This window comes from Streptosporangium becharense, from assembly GCF_014204985.1.
In the GTDB taxonomy this organism is placed as follows: Bacteria; Actinomycetota; Actinomycetes; order Streptosporangiales; family Streptosporangiaceae; genus Streptosporangium; species Streptosporangium becharense.
The window spans coordinates 865,332-884,761 of sequence record NZ_JACHMP010000001.1 but is presented as its reverse complement, the minus strand read 5'-3'; the positions used below and the strand labels follow the sequence as shown (position 1 = coordinate 884,761).

The 19,430-nt window shown below is 72.9% G+C and carries 17 protein-coding genes; 12 read left to right on the top strand and 5 right to left on the bottom strand.

Features of this window, described 5'->3' with window-relative positions; translation table 11 throughout:
• Positions 1-2: 2 nt before the first annotated feature.
• From F4562_RS03875 to F4562_RS03830, 10 genes are all read left to right on the top strand, one after another.
• Positions 3-1,352 carry a class-II fumarase/aspartase family protein gene (locus tag F4562_RS03875; protein ID WP_221207579.1) on the top strand — a complete coding sequence of 450 codons (1,350 nt, stop codon included), beginning with the start codon at positions 3-5 and terminating at the stop codon, positions 1,350-1,352.
• Positions 1,345-2,292, top strand: a complete 948-nt coding sequence (locus tag F4562_RS03870) for a thiamine pyrophosphate-dependent dehydrogenase E1 component subunit alpha (protein WP_184545292.1) — start codon at positions 1,345-1,347, stop codon at positions 2,290-2,292. Before F4562_RS03875 ends, F4562_RS03870 begins: the two co-directional genes overlap by 8 nt.
• Positions 2,285-3,280, top strand: coding sequence for an alpha-ketoacid dehydrogenase subunit beta (locus F4562_RS03865; RefSeq protein ID WP_184545290.1), 996 nt, complete (start codon positions 2,285-2,287; stop codon positions 3,278-3,280). Before F4562_RS03870 ends, F4562_RS03865 begins: the two co-directional genes overlap by 8 nt.
• Positions 3,281-3,355: 75 nt before the next feature.
• Positions 3,356-4,348: a sugar ABC transporter substrate-binding protein gene (locus F4562_RS03860; RefSeq protein WP_184545288.1), complete on the top strand. Its 993-nt coding sequence runs from the start codon at positions 3,356-3,358 to the stop codon at positions 4,346-4,348.
• Positions 4,330-5,859 (top strand): sugar ABC transporter ATP-binding protein, encoded by a 1,530-nt coding sequence (locus F4562_RS03855; protein WP_221207578.1) that lies wholly within the window; start codon positions 4,330-4,332, stop codon positions 5,857-5,859. The genes F4562_RS03860 and F4562_RS03855 overlap by 19 nt, the downstream gene beginning before the upstream one ends.
• The gene (locus F4562_RS03850; protein ID WP_221207577.1) at positions 5,849-7,141 is read left to right on the top strand and encodes an ABC transporter permease; all 1,293 of its coding nucleotides are present in this window, start codon (positions 5,849-5,851) and stop codon (positions 7,139-7,141) included. The genes F4562_RS03855 and F4562_RS03850 overlap by 11 nt, the downstream gene beginning before the upstream one ends.
• The gene (locus F4562_RS03845) at positions 7,138-7,596 is read left to right on the top strand and encodes a VOC family protein (RefSeq protein ID WP_184545286.1); all 459 of its coding nucleotides are present in this window, start codon (positions 7,138-7,140) and stop codon (positions 7,594-7,596) included. The genes F4562_RS03850 and F4562_RS03845 overlap by 4 nt, the downstream gene beginning before the upstream one ends.
• A gap of 114 nt (positions 7,597-7,710) precedes the next feature.
• Positions 7,711-8,553: an amidohydrolase family protein gene (locus tag F4562_RS03840; RefSeq protein WP_184545285.1), complete on the top strand. Its 843-nt coding sequence runs from the start codon at positions 7,711-7,713 to the stop codon at positions 8,551-8,553.
• A gap of 3 nt (positions 8,554-8,556) precedes the next feature.
• Positions 8,557-9,642: a Gfo/Idh/MocA family protein gene (locus F4562_RS03835; protein ID WP_184545283.1), complete on the top strand. Its 1,086-nt coding sequence runs from the start codon at positions 8,557-8,559 to the stop codon at positions 9,640-9,642.
• Entirely contained in the window at positions 9,639-10,667 is a 1,029-nt protein-coding gene (locus F4562_RS03830; RefSeq protein WP_184545281.1) for a LacI family DNA-binding transcriptional regulator, read from the top strand. Before F4562_RS03835 ends, F4562_RS03830 begins: the two co-directional genes overlap by 4 nt.
• A gap of 174 nt (positions 10,668-10,841) precedes the next feature.
• Here the strand turns inward: F4562_RS03830 and F4562_RS03825 are convergent, their stop codons facing one another.
• Entirely contained in the window at positions 10,842-11,531 is a 690-nt protein-coding gene (locus tag F4562_RS03825) for a response regulator (protein ID WP_184545279.1), read from the bottom strand.
• Positions 11,528-14,209, bottom strand: coding sequence for a sensor histidine kinase (locus F4562_RS03820; protein ID WP_184545277.1), 2,682 nt, complete (start codon positions 14,207-14,209; stop codon positions 11,528-11,530). The genes F4562_RS03825 and F4562_RS03820 overlap by 4 nt, the downstream gene beginning before the upstream one ends.
• Before the next feature lie 386 nt (positions 14,210-14,595).
• Between F4562_RS03820 and F4562_RS03815 the strand changes: the two genes are divergently transcribed.
• A complete protein-coding gene (locus F4562_RS03815; RefSeq protein WP_311734178.1) occupies positions 14,596-16,518 on the top strand; it encodes an APC family permease in 1,923 nt (640 codons plus the stop codon).
• Positions 16,519-16,547: 29 nt separating this feature from the next.
• Here F4562_RS03815 and F4562_RS03810 read toward each other — a convergent pair whose 3' ends face one another.
• Positions 16,548-16,958: an organic hydroperoxide resistance protein gene (locus F4562_RS03810; protein WP_184545273.1), complete on the bottom strand. Its 411-nt coding sequence runs from the start codon at positions 16,956-16,958 to the stop codon at positions 16,548-16,550.
• A gap of 77 nt (positions 16,959-17,035) precedes the next feature.
• Here F4562_RS03810 and F4562_RS03805 point away from each other — a divergent pair, with 77 nt between their 5' ends.
• Complete coding sequence (locus tag F4562_RS03805; RefSeq protein WP_246473345.1) at positions 17,036-17,464, top strand: MarR family winged helix-turn-helix transcriptional regulator; 429 nt, start codon at positions 17,036-17,038, stop codon at positions 17,462-17,464.
• Positions 17,465-17,634: 170 nt separating this feature from the next.
• On the opposite strand, the gene F4562_RS03800 is transcribed toward F4562_RS03805, so the two are convergent.
• Positions 17,635-18,792, bottom strand: coding sequence for a cation:proton antiporter (locus F4562_RS03800; protein WP_184545271.1), 1,158 nt, complete (start codon positions 18,790-18,792; stop codon positions 17,635-17,637).
• Between the two features lie 8 nt (positions 18,793-18,800).
• Complete coding sequence (locus F4562_RS03795; protein WP_221207576.1) at positions 18,801-19,307, bottom strand: cation:proton antiporter regulatory subunit; 507 nt, start codon at positions 19,305-19,307, stop codon at positions 18,801-18,803.
• Between the last annotated feature and the right edge of the window lie 123 nt (positions 19,308-19,430).

Genomic DNA, 19,430 nt, shown 5'->3' with positions numbered 1-19,430 from the left:
CCGTGCAGACCTTCAAGCTGCTCCCCGCCCTCTTCGGCGACGCCGGGATGGCCGGGATCTTCTCCGCCGAGAGCACCGTGCTCTCCTGGCTGCGGGTCGAGGCCGCCCTCGCCCTGGCCCAGGCCGAGGCCGGAGTGATCGACGAGAGCGACGCCGAGGCCATCGCCGCCGCGTGCGTGCCCGCCACCATCGACCTCGACCGCCTGTGGCGGGAGGCCGTGAACGTGGGCTACCCCATCCTCCCGCTGGTGCGGATGATCGCCGCCGCGTTGCCCGAGGGGCCCAACGGCCGCGTCCACTACGGCGCGACCACGCAGGACATCATGGACAGCGGCCTGTCCCTGCAGATGAGGGAGGCGCTGGAGCGCCTGGTCGTCCTGCTGGAGTCCTTCGGCGACGCCCTCGCCCGCCTGGTCGAGGAGCACGCGGGCACCGTGGTGGCCGCGCGCACCCACGCCCAGCAGGCCGTCCCCACCACGTTCGGCGCGAAGCTGGCCGTGCTGCTGGCCGAGGTCACCCGCCAGCGGCGGCGGCTGCGCGACGCGCTGCGGCACGTCCCGGCCGTCTCCCTCTTCGGCGCCGGAGGAACCTCCGCCGCCATGGGCGAGCAGGCCGCGGTGGTCAGGAAGGGCGTCGCCACCCGGCTCGGGCTCGTCCAGACGGACGTGCCCTGGCACGTGGCCAGGGACGGGATCGCCGAGTTCGGCGTCGCCTGCGCGAGCGTCGCGGCGACCGCCGCCAGGTTCGCCCGGGAGGTCGTCGACCTGTCCAGGACCGAGGTCGGCGAGGTCCGCGAGGCCGGCGGCCACCACCGCGGGGCGTCCTCCACGATGCCGCAGAAGGCCAACCCGATCGGCTGCGAGGCGATCATCGGCATGTCCGGCACGGCGGGCGCCCTCAGCTCGGCGGTGTTCCGGGCGATGGAGGCCGGCCACGAGCGGGCCGCGGGCGAGTGGCAGGTGGAGTGGTACGTGGTGCCGCAGCTCGCCGAACTCGCCGCCGGTGCCCTGGTCACCGCCGCCGAGGTCGCCGTGGGACTCCAGGTCTTCCCCGAGGCGATGCGCGGCAACCTCGACGCCGAGGGCGGGCTGATCATGGCGGAGGCGTACATGATGCGCCTGGCCCCCGCGCTGGGCCGCGAGCAGGCGCACGACCTCGTCTACCAGGCCGCCCACCGGGCGCGGGCGGACCGCCGCGCGCTCGCCGACACCCTGCGGGAGGTGGCCGGGCCCGACGACCTCGCGAGCCTCGGGCCGCTCCCGCTTCCCCCCGAGTCCTACATCGGCGACGCCGAGACGATCTGTGCCGTCGCGCTCGCGGCGTGGCGGACGGAGGAGAACGACAATGAGTGAGCGACGGCTCGCGGACCTGCTGGCCATGTGGCGCATCCGCGCCTTCGAGGAGAAGGTGCGCCAGCTGCGCCTTGAGGGGCCGATCGTCGGCTCGGTCCACCTGTGCATCGGGCAGGAGGCCATCCCGGTCGGCGCCTGCGACGCCCTGGAGCCCGAGGACGCGCTGTTCGCGACCTACCGGGGCCACGGCTGGGCGCTCGCCCGCGGCGTGCCCGCCGAGCCGCTCTTCGCCGAACTGCTGGGCCGCGCCACCGGCGTCAACGGCGGCCGGGGCGGCTCGGCCTACTTCACCGCCGCCGAGTACGGCTTCCACGGCGAGAACTCCATCGTGGGCGCCGGTGCCCCGATCGCGTGCGGCGCGGCGCTCGCCGGTCGCCACGACGGCTCCAACCGGGTGGCGGTGACCGTCTTCGGTGACGGCGCGATGAACCAGGGTGCGGTCCACGAGGCGATGAACTTCGCCGCGGCCTTCGACCTGCCGGTGGTCTTCGTCTGCGAGAACAACCGCTACTCGGAGCTGACCCCGATCGCCGACATGGTCCGGGGCGGGCGGCTGGCCGACCGGGCCGCCGCCTACGGCATGCCCGGCTACCGCATCGACGGCAACGACGCCGAGTCGGTCCGCTTCCACGTGCGCGACGCGGTGGAGGTCGCCCGCGAGGGCGGCGGCCCGACCCTGCTGGAGTGCATGACGGAACGCATCGTCGGCCACTACATCGGCGACGCCGAGGCCTACCGGCAGCCCGGCGAGATGGAGCGGATCCTGCGCCGGGAGCCGATCGCGCGGCTGCGCGAGGGGCTGCTCGCCGACGGCGTCCCGGCCGCCGAGATCGACGCGGTGGAGACCCGGGCCAGGACCGAGACCGAGGCCGCCGCCGCGGCCGCGCTGGCCGCCCCGCTCGCCGACCCCGCGACCGTCATGGAGCACCTGTATGCCTGAGACCACCCGCAAGCTGTCGTACGGTGAGGCCGTCAACGCGGCGCTGCACCGGCTGATGGAGGAACTGCCGGAGACCCTGGTCTACGGCGAGGACGTGGGCGTGCCCGGCGGCGTCTTCGGCGTCACCCGGGGCCTGCGCAAGCAGTACGGCGAGCGCGTGTTCGACACCCCGATCAGCGAGTCGGCGATCCTCGGCAGCGCCGTGGGTGCCGCCATGATGGGCCGCCGCCCGATCGTCGAGATCATGTGGGCCGACTTCTCACTCGTCGCGCTCGACCAGATCGTGAACCAGGCGGCCAACGTCCGCTACGTCTCCGGCGGCCGGCTCACCGCGCCGCTGACGATCCGCACCCAGCAGGGCAACGGGCCGGGTGCGTGCGCGCAGCACTCCCAGTGCCTGGAGGCGCTCTTCCTGCACGTCCCCGGGCTGCGGGTGTGCATGCCGTCCACCCCGCAGGACGCCCACGACCTGCTGGTCGCGGCGGTGCACAGCGACGACCCGGTCCTGGTGGTCGAGAACAGGACGCTCTACTTCGGGGCCAAACAGGAGGTGACCGTCGGCGGCCCGGTGCCGCCGGCGGGCGGCTCGCGGCTCCGTCACGAGGGCTCCGACGCCACCGTGGTCACCTGGGGTGCGATGACCTGGCGGGCGGTGGAGGCCGCCCGGACCCTGGCCGGGGAGGGCATCGGGGTCGAGGTGATCGAGACGCCCTGGCTCAACCCGTTCGACACCGGCGCGGTCGTCGGGAGCGTCCGCCGCACCGGCAGGCTGGCGGTGGTCCACGAGGCCAACGTCACCGGCGGCTTCGGCGCCGAGGTCGTCGCCCGGGTGGCCGGGGCGGGGGTGCCGTTGCAGGCGCCGCCGATCCGGATCGGCACGCCGGACGTCCGGATGCCCGCCGCGCCGATCCTGGCGCAGGCGCTCGTCCCGGACGCCCATCGCATCGCGGGGGAGGTGCGAACGCTCGTCCGCGGCGGCGCGCGCTAGCGGTCCCGCGGACGGGCAGCGTATGGATCACCATTTTTTAGTCAATCGTTTGATCATGTGTGACCAGGAGAAACAATGAAGAAGGCAATCTTCGCGATGGCTGCCCTCGCAGTCGGCGCGACCGCCTGCGCGAGCTCCACCGGCTCCGCCGGCACCGACGGCGCCGCGCAGGAGAGCGGGAAGAAGCAGTACACGATCGGTGTCTCCAACCTCGGGCTGAGCTTCCCCTTCCCCGCCGCCATCGGCAAGGGCATCAAGGACGAGGCCGCCAAGCTCGGCGTCACGATCGTCGAGCTGGACGCGCAGGGCAAGGCCGACAAGCAGAGCAACGACGTCCAGGACCTGATGGCCCAGCAGCCGGACGGCGTGCTGATCCTGCCGGTCGACTCCGGCGTCGCGCAGGGCCTGGCCGACAAGCTCAAGGCCGCGGGCATCCCCACCGTCGCGGTGGCCTCCCAGGTCGGAGACCCCAAGACCCGCCAGCTCAAGGACGTCTACCCCGGGCTGGTCGCCCTGGTCACCCAGGACGAGTACGCCGCCGGCGGCAAGGCCGGCGAGATCGCCGCCCAGGTCCTGCCCGGCGGCGGCAAGATCGCCATCGTGGAGGGTGCGGCCGGCTTCGCCGAGGTCGTCAACCGCTGGCAGGAGTTCCCCAAGTCGGCCGAGGCCAAGGGGGCGAAGTTCGAGGTCGTGGCCAGGCAGCCCGGCGACTGGGTGCAGGACAAGGCCCAGTCGGCCTGCCAGAACATGCTGGCGTCCAACCCCGGAGTGGAGCTGTTCTACGCCCAGTCCGACGACATGTCGGTCGGCTGCGCCAAGGCCGTCAAGGCCGCCGGCTCCAAGGCCAAGGTCATCGGCATCGGGGGCAGCAAGCTCGGCATCGACGCGATCAACGCGGGCGACGTGGCCGGCACGGTCTGCTTCAAGCCCGAGGACCTCGGCAAGCTCGCCCTCACCACCCTCTACAAGCACCTGACCGGCGAGCAGAAGCAGGACGCCGCCTTTGTGACCTACGACACCCCGTCGATCACGAAGGAGAACGTCACCGAGTGCACCCCGCAATGGTGACCACCCCGCTGCTCTCCCTGGAAGGCGTCGGCAAGTCGTTCCCCAACGGCACCGTCGCCCTCCGGGGTGCGCGGTTGAACGTGCTGCCCGGCAGCGTGCACGGCCTGGTGGGCGCCAACGGCGCCGGGAAGTCCACGATGATCAAGGTCATCGCCGGAGCGCACGCGCCGACGACCGGCACCGTGCGGTGGAAGGGCGAGGAGGTCGTCTGGCGGACCCCCGGGGCCGCCCGCGACGCGGGCGTGGCGACGATCATGCAGCACGTGCCGCTCGCGCCGACCCTCACCGTGCTGGAGAACGTCTTCCTCGGCTCCCGGGGCCCGTGGCGGCTGCCGCGCGCACGCCGCGCCGAGTTCGCCCGGCTGCTGGAGCGCGTCAACTACGACATCGACCCCGACGCCGAGGTGATGGACCTGGCCATCGGCGAACGGCAGATGGTCGCCATCCTCCAGGCCCTGGCCACCGGCGCCGAACTCGTCGTGATGGACGAGCCGACCGCCTCCCTCGCCGAGGGCGAGCGCCGGGTCGTCTTCGACGTGGTCAGGCGGCTCAGCGCGCAGGGCACCGCGTTCCTGTACGTCTCGCACTTCCTCGACGAGGTGCTCTCCCTCACCGACCGGGTGACCGTCCTGCGCGACGGCACGGTCGTCGAGGAGGGGGAGACGGCCTCCTACGACGAGGACCGCCTGGTGCAGGCGATCGTCGGCCGGGACCTGCTCGCCGTGGAGCGCCGCACGGCCCCGCCGGTCGACGCCGCCGCCCCCGTGCTGCTCACCGTGCGGGACCTGCGCTCCCCGGCGGGCGTGCGGGACGTCTCCTTCGAGGTGCGCGCCGGCGAGGTCGTCGGCTTCGCCGGCCTGCTCGGCTCCGGCCGTTCGGAGATCCTGCACGCGGTCTACGGCGCCGACGCCCGCGCCCGGGGCGAGGTGCTGGTCGACGGCGAGGCGGTACGGCGCACCCCCCGCGCCGCGGTCGCCGCCGGGATGGCCCTGGTCCCCGAGGACCGCAACGCCCAGGGCCTGATCGGCACCTTCCCCATCTGGAAGAACATCTCCCTGCCCGACCTGCCGTCCCTGGCGTCGGGCCGGGCCCTGCCGAGGGAACGCGCCGAGGCCGAGCGCGCCGAACGGGTCATCGCCGACCTCGGCATCGTCTGCCCCGGCCCCGAGGCCATGGTCACCGAACTGTCCGGCGGCAACGCGCAGAAGGTCGTCTTCGGCAAGTGGCTGCACGGCGGGACCCGGGTCTTCATGCTCGACGAGCCCACGGCCGGGGTCGACGTCGGCGCCAAGGCCGACATCCTCGAACTCGTCCGCCGGTTCGCCGCCCAGGGCGGCGCCGTGCTCGTGGCGAGCAGCGAGTTCGAGGAGATCCTCGCGGTGGCGACCCGAGTGTTCGTCGTCCGCGAGGGCCGGATCGTCGCCGAACGACCGGCGCACGAGACATCCGAGGAGGAACTGCTGATGCTGGCCAACGGATTCGGCGAGGGAGGTGCGCAGGGTGCCGCCTGAGAACCCCGCCACCGGCGCCCCGGCCGCCCGGACACCCGCCGGTGCCGGCGCCGCGGCCGCGCGGCGCTCGCGGCTGACCGCCGCGCTGCGGCCCGGCAACGCGGGCGTGGTCTACGCCCTCATACTGATCGTCACCGTGCTGACGCTGCTCTCGGCCCAGCTGGGCAGGCCGAACTACCTGTCCGCGACCAACATCACCAACATCCTCGACCAGTCGTCGCTGGTGGCCATCCTCGCGGTGTTCACCACGGTGGTGCTGATCAGCGGGAACTTCGACCTGTCGGTCGCCTCGGTCTCCGCCTTCTCCGCGGCCACCGTGCTCAGCCTGGTCAGCTCGCTCGGGCTGCCGCTGGCCATGGCGATCGCGCTGGGCGCCGGCCTGGTGTGCGGCGCGGTCAACGGCGTGATCGTCCAGCGGGTCGGCATCAACGCCTTCATCGTCACCTTGGGCACCATGACGGCCGTGCGCGGCCTGGTGCTCATCGTCACCGACGGCCGCACGATCACCGCCAAGGACCCCGAGGCCCAGCAGGCGCTGATCGCGCTGCAGGCCGGCTACTGGACGATCCCGCACATCCTGGCGGTCGCCGGGGTGGCCGCCCTGGTCACCGGGGCCGTGCTCGCCCTGCTGGCCCGCCGGTCCGGCGGCAGCCCGCTGCGCGGCGCCGTCGTCGCGGCGGCCGGCGTGGTCCTCCTCGCGCTCAGCCCCGTGCTCGGCTTCGAGCTGCGGCTGAGCAAGCCCACCTACTACCTGCTGGTGATCGTCGCGATCACCTGGGCCGTGCTGCGCTACACCGTGATCGGCCGCCGCCTGTACGCGGTCGGCAGCAACGCGGAGGCCGCCCGCCTGGCCGGCATCAACGTCGACCGCTACAAGATCGGCGCGTTCGTGCTCAACGGCCTCGGCTCCGGCTTCGTCGGCGTGCTGTTCGCCGCCAAGCTGCTCGCCATCAACCCGACCGGCCTGCAGGGCACCGAGCTGACCGTGCTCGCCGCCGCCATCCTCGGCGGCACATCCCTGTTCGGCGGTCTCGGCAGCGTGCTGAAGTCCGTCGTCGGCGCGCTCATCCTGTTCACCCTGGACAACGGGTTCAACGTGCTCAACCTTGGCGCCAACTACCAGGGCCTGATCGTCGGCACCGTGGTCATCGTGGCCGCCGCCATCTACACCATCGCCGGCCGGCAACGGCAGGTCCGCCGGGTGCGCGAGTCACAGACACCCCAGCCGCCGCAGGCGGCGCCGGAACCGGAGCAGGCGGGAAAGCAGGAGGCACTGCGATGAGAGGCGTCTGGCACTTCTCCTTCACCGTCGCCGACCTCGACCGGTCCGTGGCCTTCTACCGGGACCTGCTCGGCTTCACGCTCGTGCACCGGCAGGACCAGGACAACGACTACACCCGCAGGCTCGTCGGCTACCCCGACGCCGTCCTGCGCATCGCGCAGCTCGCCGTACCCGGCCAGCCGCGCGGGGTCTCCACCCACGACCTGGAGCTCGTCGAGTACGTCGTCCCGCGCGGCGAGGCCCGCGACCCCTCCCGGCACCTGCCGGGCGCCGCCCACCTGGCGCTCACCGTCGAGGACGCGCGCGCCGAGCACGCGAGGCTGACGGCGGCCGGGGTGCGCTTCGTCTCGCCGCCCAACGAGATCACCGCCGGGATCAACGCGGGCGGCTTCGCCTGCTACTTCCTCGACCCCGACGAGATCACCCTGGAGCTGGTCCAGCCGCCGTCACGCTGACCCGGCCGGTCGCGCTCCACCAGGGCCGGAGCGGGCCGCCGGCGGCGTTGACACCCCCGCGGGGTCGTCCTAGTTTGTGCAGGCTCAAACGATTGATCGAAGAAGGAGGCGCGGATGGCCGTGATCGACGCCCACCAGCATTTCTGGAACCTCCAGACGGGTTCCTACCCCTGGCTGACGCCCGAGGCCGGGCCCATCCACCGCACCTTCGAGCCCGAGGAGCTCCTCCCGCAGCTCGCCGCGGCCGGCGTCGAGCGGACCGTGCTGGTCCAGGCCGCCGACACCTACGCCGACACCGACGCGATGCTGGCGCAGGCCGACACCTACGACGTCGTCGCCGCCGTGGTCGGCTGGGTGCCGCTGAACCGCCCGGCCGAGGCCGCCGAGGCCCTGGAACGCTACCGGCGGCACCCCGCCTTCGCCGGGGTCAGGCACCTCATCCACGACGACCCCGACCCCGACTGGGTGGTCCAGGACTCGGTGATCGAGGGCCTCGGCCTGCTCGCCGAGGCGGGGCTGCCCTTCGACGTGGTCGCGGTGCTGCCCCGGCACCTGGAGCACGTGCCCGTCCTCGCCGAGCGCGTGCCCGGCCTGCGACTGGTGATCGACCACCTGGCCAAGCCGCCGATCAGGGAGAGGGGGTGGGAGCCGTGGGCGTCGCTGATCGCCCGCGCCGCCGAGCACCCCAACGTCCACGCCAAGCTCTCCGGCCTCAACACCGCCGCCGACCCCGGCACCTGGACCGCCGAGGACCTGCGGCCGTACGTCGAGCACGCGCTGGAGGTCTTCGGTCCCGACCGGCTGATGTTCGGCAGCGACTGGCCGGTGGCGATCCTCGCGGGCGACTACGCCAAGGTGTGGAAGGAGACCGGGGTGCTGCTGGCGGGCCTCGGCGAGGCCGACCGGGCCGCGATCCTCGGCGGCACCGCCGCCCGCTTCTACGGGATCGAGGTCTGACCCGTGCTCGACCTGCTCGCTCCGATCGCCGCCGCCGCCGACCTGACCATCCCCGCGGAGCACCGGCTCCCGATCGCGGTGGTCGGGGCGGGCGCCATCGTCGACGTCGCCCACCTGCCCGCCTACCGCGCGGCCGGGCTCCACGTCGCCGGGCTGTACGACCTGGACGAAGGGCGGGCACGTGAGGTGGCCGCCCGGCACGGCGTCGGGAGGGTGTACGGCTCCCTCGCGGAGCTGCTCGCCGACGACCGGGTCGCCGTGGTCGACATCGCCGTCGCGCCGCAGGCCCAGCCCGGAATCGCGCGGGAGGTCCTCGCGGCCGGCCGGCACGTGCTGTGCCAGAAGCCCTTCGCCCCCGACGTCGCGACCGGCCGCGAGCTGGTCGAGCTGGCCGCCGCCCACGGGCTGAAGATCGCCGTCAACCAGCAGCTCCGCTTCGACGAGGGCATCGCCGCCGCCCGCGCCATGGTCCGGGCCGGCTGGATCGGTGAGCCGACGACGATGACGTTCACCGTGAACATCGCCACCGACTGGAGCGCCTGGGACTGGCTGGTCTCCACCGACCGCCTGGAGATCGTCTACCACTCGATCCACTACCTGGACGCGATCCGGTCGATCCTCGGCGACCCGGTGACCGTCTTCTGCACCGGCAGCCGCACGCCCGGCCAGCTCCCCAAGGGGGAGACCCGCACCATGAGCACCCTGGTCTACCCGGGCGACGTGCGGGCGCTGGTCCACGTGACGCACGAGAACCGCACCGGCGACTACGAGGCCGCCTTCCGGATCGACGGGACGGAGGGGGCGATCAAGGGCACCCTCGGCCTGCTGTACGACTACCCGCACGGCCGCCCCGACACCCTCCAGGTCAACAGCCGCACCCTGCCGACCGACGGCTGGCTGCCCTACCCGGTGACCACCCGCTGGCTGCCCGACGCGGTCGCCGGCCCCATGGGGTCCCTGCTCGCGGCGGTCGCCGAGGGTGGAGAGCCGGAGACGTCGGGCGCCGACAACCTCGGCACCCTCGCCCTGCTCCACGCTCTCTACCGTTCCATGGAGACCGGGGAGAGTTCACGGCTGGGGGAGGGATGACCCGGCAGGCGACCGGGGGCAGGCCGGTCCGCGTCACCCTGGCCCACGTCGCGGCGGCGGCCAAGGTCGACCGGGCCGTGGTGTCGCGCGTCGTCAACAACGACCCCTCGCTGAACATCCGGCCCGAGACCAGGCAGCGGGTCCTCGCCGCGGTCGCCGAACTCGGGTACCGGCCCAACGTGGCGGCGCGGAGCCTGCGCACGGCCCGCGCTCACATGTTCGGCCTGTTCATCCCCGACTTCGCCAACCCCGTCTACGCGGAGATCATCAAGGGTGCCGAGGCCGCCGCCGCGGCGCTCGGCTACGTGCTCGTCACCGGCAGCTCCACCGGGGCGGGTCTCGGCGGCTACATGGACCTGCTCGGGCAGGGCCGCATCGACGGCCTGCTCCTGGCCGGGGCCGAGGACGAGGCCGGGCTGATCGAGCAGCTCGACCGGACCACCGTGCCGTGGGTCATGCTCAACCGCAGGAGCCCCTCGGTCAAGCGTTACGTGATCCTCGACGACGAGCGCGCGGCCAGGCTCGCCGTCGAGCACCTGGTGGGGCTCGGGCACCGGCGCGTCGCCCATCTCGCCGGGCCCGTCGGCGCCGACACCGCGCTGCGCCGCTCGGCGGGGTACTCCGCGGCGATGCGCGACGCGGGCCTGCCCGTCGGCCCGGTCGTCGCGGCCGACTACACCCCCGCGGGCGGCGCCGCCGCGATGGCCGCGCTGCTCGCCGCCCCCGAACCGCCCACCGCGGTCTTCGTCGCCAACGTCGCCTCCGCCATCGGCGCGATGGACACGGTCCGGGCGGCCGGGCTGGAGATCCCCCGCCAGATCTCCATGGTCGCCGTGCACGATCTCGACCTCGCCAGCTACCTGGCCCCGCCCCTCACCAGCGTCCGGATGCCCCTGGAGGAGCTCGGCAGGAGGGGGGTGGCCCTGCTCGGCGGCCTCAGGCCGGACGAGAGCGTCGAGGAGGTCCTGGACGGCCCCATCGAGCTGATCGTCCGCCGGTCGACGGCCCCGCCGTACGACGCCTGAGCGCGTGGCCCTGCGACGGTCGCCGCGGTGTGCCCCGGCGGGAACGGGACGGAACCGCGGCGGGCACCCGCGCATGACCGGAGCGGACCCTGCGCGGGGCCGGAACGGTGGGCGTCTGTACGGGACCGGAGCGGGAACGGGCGGACACCGGCCCGGGGCCGGGCATCGGCGGGGTCACGGGTTCGCGGACCCCGGCCGGGGCTGGAACCGGTACCCCATGCCCGGTTCGGTGAGCAGATGGACCGGGTTGGCGGGGTCGGGCTCCAGCTTCCTGCGCAGCTGGACCATGTACTGGCGCAGGTAGTGGGTCTCCTTGAGATACGCCTCACCCCACACCGTGGTCAGCAGCTGCCGCTGGGTGATGAGCTTGCCGGGGTTGCGCAGCAGGATCTCCAGCAGGTGCCACTCGGTGCGGGTCAGTCTGGTGCCGTCGGAGACGGTCTTGCCGACGAGGTCGACCTCGAGGCCGCCGACGCGGACCAGGGTGGGTTCCGCCTCCTGGGACGCGGTGCGGCGGGTGACGGCGCGGACGCGGGCGAGCAGTTCGTCGACGCCGAAGGGCTTGGTGACGTAGTCGTCCGCCCCGGCGTCCAGCGCGCCGACCTTGTCGGTGCTGTCCGTCCGCCCGGACAGCACGATGATCGGGACGGCGGTCCAGCCGCGCAGGCCGCGGATGACGTCCACCCCGTCGAGGTCGGGCAGGCCCAGGTCGAGGATGACCAGGTCGGGGTGCCAGTCGGCGGCCTGGCGCAGCGCCGACCCCCCGTCGGCGGCGACCGCCACCTCGTAGTCGCGGGCGAGAAGGTTGATCCGCAGCGCGCGGAGGATCTGGGGTTCGTCGTCGACGACGAGAACGCGTGTCACGTGTGCTCCTCGGCAGGGGCGTCCGGTGCGTCCGCGCCGGAGGGAAGGGCGTCCGGGCGGGGGTCGCCGGAGGGACCGGAGGGGAGGGCGTCCGGGTGGGGGTCGCGGGAGGGGAGGGCGTCCGGGGGAGGGGCGCCGTCCGGAGGTGGGACGGCGGGAAGGGTGAGGACCATGGTGAGGCCGCCGCCGGGCGTCTCGTCGGGAACGAGCGTACCCCCCATGGCCTCGGTCAGCCCGCGCGACAGCGCCAGCCCGAGCCCGACGCCGGTGTGGGTGTCGCGGTCGCCCAGCCGCTGGAAGGGCAGGAAGACGCGCTCGTGGTCGGCCGGCGGGATGCCGGGACCGCGGTCGGCGACGCGGATCTCGACGTGCTCGCCGTGGTGGCTCGCGGTGATCAGGACCTTCCTCCCCGGAGGACTGTGGCGTACGGCGTTGGACATCACATTGACCAGGACGCGCTCCAGCAGGGCCGGGTCGGCGACGACCTCGGGCAGTTCGGCGGAGACGCCGCTCTCGACGCGGTCGCGCAACGGGCCCAGGTCGTCCACCGCCCGGGGCACGACCTCCTCCAGCGCCACCGGGTGCGCGCTGAGGCCGAGGACGCCCGCCTGCAGGCGGCTCATGTCCAGCAGGTTGGCGACCAGGCGGTCCAGCTTGACCAGGGACTCCCCGGCCATGGACAGCAGTTCGGCACGGTCCTCCTCGCTCCACCGCACCTCGTCGTTCGCCAGGCTCTCCACGGCGGCCCTGGCCGAGGCCAGCGGGCTGCGCAGGTCGTGACTGACGGCGTTGAGCAGGGCGGTGCGCATGCGGTCGGCCTCGGCCAGCGGCCTGGTCCGCTCGGCCTGCTCGGCCAGCCGCCGCTGCCGGAGCACCACGGCCGTCTCGGCGGCGAACGCCTCCAGCACCCGGCGGCCGGACGCCTCGATCAGGCGCCCGCGCAGGGCGAGCACCAGGTTGTCGTCGACGGTCAGCCCGGTGTCCGCCGCCCCCGGGCAGGTGCAGGGGGCCCCGCCCGCGGTGGCGACGATGCGCCACGACTCCGGGTCGCCGAGGTCCCCCGGCCGCGGCTCGACCCCGGGACGGCGTTCCAGCAGGGTGACCGAGGTCAGGGCGAACGTCTCCCGCAGCCGGGCCAGCAGGGACGGCAGTGCGGCCTGGCCGCGCAGCACGTGACCGGCGAGGGTCGACAGCACCTCGGCGTCCGCGCTCGCGGCGGCGGCCTGCCTGGTGCGGCGGGCCGCCACGTCGACGACCGTGCTGACCGCGACCGCGACCAGGACGAAGACGAGCAGCGCGAGCAGGTTCTGTGAGGGGGCGATGGACCAGGTGTGCAGCGGCGGGGTGAAGAACCAGGTGAGCAGCAGGAATCCGCCCACCGCCGCGGTGATCGCGGGCCACATGCCGCCCACCAGGGCGACGCCGACGACCAGCAGCAGGAACAGCAGGATGTCGCTGGACAACGCCAGCGTCCGCCGCAGCGGGATGAGCGCCACGGTGAGCGCGGGCAGCCCGAGAACGGTCAGCGCCCACCCGGCCAGCCGCCGGGTGCGGGTGAGGGCGGTACGGGGGGCCGGCGGACGCGGCGCGCCTGCGCCAGCCCCCTCGTGAGTGACCATGTGGACGTCGATGGGCCCGGACAGCGCCGTGACGGTGACGCCCACGCCACGGGAGACGACCTGCGCGAACCGGCCCCGCCGGGAGGCGCCCAGCACCAGCTGGGTGGCGTTGACCCCGCGGGCGAAGTCGAGCAGCGCGCGCGGGACGTCGTCACCGACGACCTGGTGGTAGGTGCCGCCCAGGTTCTCCACCAGCGTGCGCTGACGTGTCAGGCTGGCCGGGTCCGCACCGGTTCTCAGGCCGTCGCCGGTGGTCACGTGGACGGCCAGCAGGTCGGCGCCTCTGGAGCGGGCGGCGATCCGCGCGGCCCGCCGCACCAGGGTGTCGCCTTCGAGGCCGCCGGTCAGCGCGACCACCACGCGCTCACGCGCCTCCCAGGTCCCCTCGATGCCGTGGTCGGCCCGGTACCGGCCGAGCTGTTCGTCGACCCGGTCGGCCACCCACAGCAGGGCCAGTTCGCGCAGCGCCGTCAGGTTGCCCGCCCGGAAGTAGTTCGACAGGGCGGCGTCGATCTTCTCCGGCGGGTAGACGTTGCCGTGCGCCAGCCTCCTGCGCAGGGCCTCCGGCGACATGTCGACCAGCTCCACCTGGTCGGCCCGGCGGACCACCTCGTCCGGTACGGTCTCCCGCTCCGGGACGCCGGTGATCCGCCGGACGACGTCGCCGACCGACTCCAGATGCTGGACGTTGACGGTGGAGACGACGTCGATGCCCGCGTCGAGGATCTCCTCGATGTCCTGCCAGCGCTTGGCGTTCCTCGACCCGGGCGCGTTGGTGTGCGCCAGCTCGTCGATCAGCACGACCCCGGGGCGGCGCGCGATGACCGCCTCGACGTCCAGCTCGGTGCCGGCGCCTCCCCGGTGGGCCGGTGTCCTGCGGGGGAGCACCTCCATGCCGTCGAGCAACTCCGCGGTGCGGGTGCGGCCGTGGGGCTCGACGAGACCCGCGACCACGTCCCGGCCGCGTTCCAGGCCCCGGCGGCCCTCGCTGAGCATCGCGAAGGTCTTGCCGACGCCCGGGGCCGCACCCAGGTAGACGCGGAGCTTCCCGCGTGGCATGCAGATCCCCCTTCCCGCCACCGCTGCCGGGACCGCCGGACGCCAGGCCGGGTTCCGGTACGTCGGCACCGACTTCTTACGGCACCCAGGCTACGGCCGGTCACGCGCCGCGTGACGTGCCGAGTTTCTTGACGGGTTTCCTACGCCCTTCCGTATGCCGTTGTCCTGATTCATGCGCAAGGATCGAGAAGCCGGACCGCCCCCGCATGAGGGTCCGAGACCCGGGGCGGCGCGTCTCCACCGGACGCGCGGTCGCCCCGTATCCGTGCCGTGACCGTGCCATGGCCCGTGCCACGGGCGCGTGGCCGGGACGGCACCCGCCGGCCGCCACGGGGAGGTGCCGGTAGGGGGCGGGTAACGACAGCGCGTCGCAGGGGATGGATCGGGTGAGCACATCGGCTCCGCAGCGGAGCGAATCGGGGGTTCGGCGGTGGCTGCTGCACGGCATGCCGCGTTCGGACGCCAAGACCACCGGGCCGCACCACGGGGAGGTGCCGGGACACCAGCACCCCTGGTGGAAGGTGATGTGCCTGACCGGGGTGGACTACTTCTCCACCCTGGGCTACCAGCCGGGCATCGCCGCGCTGGCCGCCGGGACGCTCAGCCCCGTCGCGACGCTGCTGCTGGTGGCGCTGACCCTGTTCGGGGCGTTGCCGACGTACCGGGCGGTCGCCGAGCAGAGCCCCAACGGGCTGGGCTCGCTGTCGATGCTGGAGCGGCTGCTGCCCGGCTGGCGCGGCAAGCTGCTGGTGCTGTTCCTGCTCGGGTTCGTGGCCACCGCGTTCATCGTGACGATCACCCTGTCGGCCGCCGACGCCACCGCCCACCTGCTGCACAATCCGTTCGTGCCGGCGTTCCTCGCCGACTGGCAGGTCCCGGTGACGCTGGTGCTGATCGCGGCCCTGGGCGGGGTGTTCCTGGCCGGGTTCAGTGAGGCGATCTCCATCGCGGTCGTGCTGGTGGCGGTCTACCTGGTGCTGAACGTGGTCGTGGTGGCCACCGCCCTGCAACGCGTCCTGGCCTCGCCCGGCCTGGTCGGCGACTGGCGGGCCGCGCTGACGGCCGAGTACTCCAGCCCGGTCGCGATGATCGCGGTCTCCCTGTACGTGATGCCCAAGCTCGCACTGGGTCTGTCGGGGTTCGAGACCGGGGTGGCGGTCATGCCGCTGGTCAAGGGAGACCTGCCCCGGCGGATCGGCGGGGCGAAGAAGCTGCTGACCACCGCGGCGCTCATCATGAGCGTCTTCCTGATCAGCTCCAGCTTCGCCACCACCGTGCTGATCCCCGCCGAGGAGTTCGCCGAGGGCGGCAAGGCCAACGGGCGAGCCCTGGCCTACCTGGCCCACGCCTACCTGGGCGACTGGTTCGGCACCGCCTACGACCTGTCCACGATCGCGATCCTGTGGTTCGCGGGAGCCTCGGCGCTGGCCGGGCTGCTCAACATCGTGCCGCGCTACCTGCCCCGCTACGGCATGGCCCCGGACTGGTCGCGCGCCACCCGGCCGATGGTGTTGATCTTCACCGCGGTCTCCTTCCTCATCACGCTGGTCTTCGACGCGGACGTGGAGGCCCAGGGCGGGGCGTACGCGACCGGTGTGCTGGCGCTGATCCTGTCGGCCGCGGTCGCCGTCACCCTGTCGGCCTGGAAGGACGGCCGCATCCGGGCCGCCGTCCCGTTCGGGCTGGTCACCGTCGTCTTCGCCTACGCCACCGTGGCCAACATCATCGAACGGCCCGACGGTCTGGTGATCGCCGCCTTCTTCGCCCTGGGCATCGTCGTCACCTCGCTGATCTCCCGCGCCACCCGCTCCACCGAACTGCGCGTCACCAGCGTCTCCCTGGACGACCAGGCCCGCCGCTACCTCAACGAGACCGGCGAGATCCACCTCATCGCCAACAAGCCGAACGCGCGTGACTGCAAGGAGTACGTCGACAAGGCGCGCGAGGCGTGGGAGCTGCACCGGCTGCGCAGCAACGAAGGCCCGCTGTTCCTGGAGGTCACCGTCCCGGACGCCTCCGAGTTCGCCTCGGAGCTGCGCGTCGTCGGCGAGGAACGCCACGGCTTCCGCATCCTGCGCATGGAGAGCTCCACCATCGCCAACGCGATCGCGGCGCTGCTGCTCTACCTGCGCGACGAGACCGGCAGGATGCCGCACGTGTACTTCCACTGGGCCGCCGAGGGCAACCCGATCGGCGCGCTGCTGCGCTACCTGGTCCTGGGGGGCGGCGACATCCCGCCGCTCACCCGCGAGGTGCTGCGCCAGGCCGAGCCCGACGCGGCCCGCCGCCCCCTGGTCCACGTCGGCTGAGCCGCCCCCGCGGGCGCCGACCGAGGGGGCTACTCGACGACCAGGTTGACCGGGATGTTCCCGCGGGTGGCGTTGGAGTAGGGGCAGACCTGGTGGGCCGCCTCCACCAGGGCGGTGCCGCTCTCGCCGTGCAGGTGGTCGGGCAGTTCGACGCGGAGCGTCACCTCCAGGCCGAAGGCCGCGTCCTTGGAGATCAGGCCCACCTCCGCGGTCACCGAGGCGTCCGAGACATCGGTCTCGGCCCGCCGGGCGACCAGCTGGAGCGCGCTGGCGAAGCAGGCGGCGTAACCGGCCGCGAAGAGCTGCTCGGGGTTGGTGCCCTCACCGGAACCGCCGAGCTCCGTCGGCGCGGCGAGCGTCACGTCGAGCCGCTTGTCGGAGCTGACGGCTCGCCCGTCGCGTCCCGAGGCGGTGGCGATGGCGGTGTAGATGGCGCTCATTGATCTTCCTTTCAATTGAATACAATTTGATTGTGCACAACTAAGTTGCCTGAAGTCAAGAACGTATACTGCGGAGCATGGAGATGACGCTGGACCGGCTGGTCTGCTTCGACGTGCACGCCGCGTCGCGGGCCCTGGACGCTGTCTACCGCAGGGTGCTGAACGAGCTGGGCCTGACCTACCCGCAGTACCTGGTGATGATGGTCCTGTGGGAGCGCGGGCCGGTGACCGTCAAAGAACTCGGCGCGGAGCTCAGGCTCGACTCCGGCACCCTGTCGCCGCTGCTGAAGAGGGTGGAGGCGGCCGGTCTGGTGCGCCGCGAGCGCAGCGCCGCCGACGAACGGTCGGTGCTGGTGCACCTGACGCCCCGGGGGGAGGAGATGCGGCAGCGGGCGTGCGACGTCCCGGAGCGGATCTTCATCGCGGCCGGCCTCAGTGTCGAGGAGGCCCTCGACCTGCAACGCGTCCTGCGCCGGATGATCGCCTCCCTCGACGAGACCCTCTGACGCGACCGCGGCCCGCGGGAGACCTCCGGCCGCCGCGCGCGGGGCCCTCATGTGCGCTGAGCCGCCGTACGTGGGGCCGTCACGCGGCGTGGGGCCGTCACGCACGTGGGGCCGCCGTGCGCCGGTGTACGGCGTTCGGCGGCCCCGGTGCGACGGGACTCGCGTGCGCGTCAGGCGCGCTTGGCGATCGCGGTGATGAACGGCTGGACCAGACGGGCCGCCAGCGGCCCGAACGCCGCCAGGATCAGGACGTACGCCGCGGCCAGCGGACCCAGGTCGGGATGGGCGCCGGCGGCCACCGCCAGACCGGCGATCACGATGTTGAACTCACCGCGGGGGATGAGCGCGATGCCCGCCCGCGCCTGACCGGCCCTGGCGATACCCGCCCTGCGCGCCGCGTAGGCGCCGGTGAGCAGCTTGGTCACCATGCTGACCAGCGCGAGCAGCGCGGCCAGCCCGGCGACCGGACCGATCTTGGCGGGGTCGGTCTGCAGGCCGAAGAAGACGAAGAACACCGCCGCGAACAGGTCGCGGATCGGGGCCAGCAACGCCTGGGCATCCTCGGCCAGCTCGCCGGAGAGCGCGATGCCGACCAGGAAGGCACCGACCGCGGCCGAGACCTGGAGCTGCTGGGCCACCCCGGCGACCAGCAGGGCGAGGCCGACGACCTTCAGCAGCAGCACCTCGGAGTTGGGGCTGGAGACGAACGCCTCGATGAACCTGCCGTAGCGCAGCGCCACCAGCAGCACGACGCTGACCGTGGCCAGCGCGATCGCCACGGTGACGGCGCCGCCCGCGAAGCTCACCCCGGCCAGTACCGCGGTCAGGATCGGCAGGTAGATCGCCATGGTCAGGTCCTCGAAGACCAGCAGCGACAGCACCACAGGGGTCTCGCGGTTACCGATCCACCCCAGGTCCGACAACACCTTGGCGGTGATGCCGGAGGAGGTGGCGTAGGTGACGCCGGCCATGGCGATGGCCGCCACCGGCCCCCAGCCCAGCAGCAGCGCCGCGATGGCGCCGGGCGCCGCGTTGAGCACCAGGTCGACGACGCCCGCGACGGCGTTGCCCTTCAGGCTCGTCACGAGCTCGTCGGCGTTGTACTCCAGGCCGAGGGTGAGCAGCAGCAGGATGACGCCCAGCTCGGCGCCGACCGAGATGAACTCCTCACTGGTGGCGAGGGGGAGGATGCCGCCGGTGCCGAAGGCCAGCCCGGCGATGAGGTAGAGGGGGATGGGGGAGATGCCGACCCGCAGGGCCAGAGCGCCGAGGACGCCCAGCCCGAGGAGGACAGCACCGAGTTCCAGGAAGAGAATCGCGGTGTGCACCCGATGCCCTACCCGTGGGCCAGGATGTCGGCGACCGCCGAGGTGCTCTCCGGGCTGCCCACCACGACCACCACGTCACCGGCGGCGAACACGAAGTCCGGGGCCGGGCTGGCGAACACCTGTCCCTCGCGCACCACCGCGACGATGGAGGCGCCGGTACGGGTGCGCACCCGGGCCTCGCTCATCGGGCGACCGGCGTAGGGGGTTCCGGGCGTGATCGGCAGCTGTAGGCTGACCAGGCCCTCGACTTCCCGGTGCAGGGCGTTCAGGCGCTGGACGATGCGCGGCGCGCCGAGGAGCTCGGCGAGCGCGTCGGCCTCCTCGTCGTTCAGCTTGACGGTCTCACAGGCGCGGTCCGGATCGTCCGGATCGTAGATCACCAGGTCGCGCCGCCCCGTCCGGTGGGAGACGATCCCCAGCCGCCTGCCGGACCGCGTGGTGAACTCGTGCCGCAGTCCTATCCCGGGCAGTGCCGTCTGCTCGACCTCCACCGTGCCGATCCTCCATGTGCGCATACTTGTGCTTTCTCCTAAGAACCTACCAACTAATCGTTTTGGGAGGTTCGGGTGCGGAACCGAGACAGGGGGAGGCTCACCTCCGAGGGCTCGCATCCGGATCGGAAGAGGCTTGCGTCCGGA

Excerpts from the sequence above, each read along its gene's own strand:
- F4562_RS03865 (WP_184545290.1), top strand. The coding sequence starts at position 2,285 with ATGCCTGAGACCACCCGCAAGCTGTCGTACGGTGAGGCCGTCAACGCG.
- F4562_RS03795 (WP_221207576.1), bottom strand. The coding sequence starts at position 19,307 with ATGCGCACATGGAGGATCGGCACGGTGGAGGTCGAGCAGACGGCACTG.
- F4562_RS03840 (WP_184545285.1), top strand. The coding sequence starts at position 7,711 with ATGGCCGTGATCGACGCCCACCAGCATTTCTGGAACCTCCAGACGGGT.
- F4562_RS03830 (WP_184545281.1), top strand. The coding sequence starts at position 9,639 with ATGACCCGGCAGGCGACCGGGGGCAGGCCGGTCCGCGTCACCCTGGCC.
- F4562_RS03820 (WP_184545277.1), bottom strand. The coding sequence starts at position 14,209 with ATGCCACGCGGGAAGCTCCGCGTCTACCTGGGTGCGGCCCCGGGCGTC.
- F4562_RS03810 (WP_184545273.1), bottom strand. The coding sequence starts at position 16,958 with ATGAGCGCCATCTACACCGCCATCGCCACCGCCTCGGGACGCGACGGG.
- F4562_RS03870 (WP_184545292.1), top strand. The coding sequence starts at position 1,345 with ATGAGTGAGCGACGGCTCGCGGACCTGCTGGCCATGTGGCGCATCCGC.
- F4562_RS03845 (WP_184545286.1), top strand. The coding sequence starts at position 7,138 with ATGAGAGGCGTCTGGCACTTCTCCTTCACCGTCGCCGACCTCGACCGG.
- F4562_RS03860 (WP_184545288.1), top strand. The coding sequence starts at position 3,356 with ATGAAGAAGGCAATCTTCGCGATGGCTGCCCTCGCAGTCGGCGCGACC.
- F4562_RS03805 (WP_246473345.1), top strand. The coding sequence starts at position 17,036 with ATGGAGATGACGCTGGACCGGCTGGTCTGCTTCGACGTGCACGCCGCG.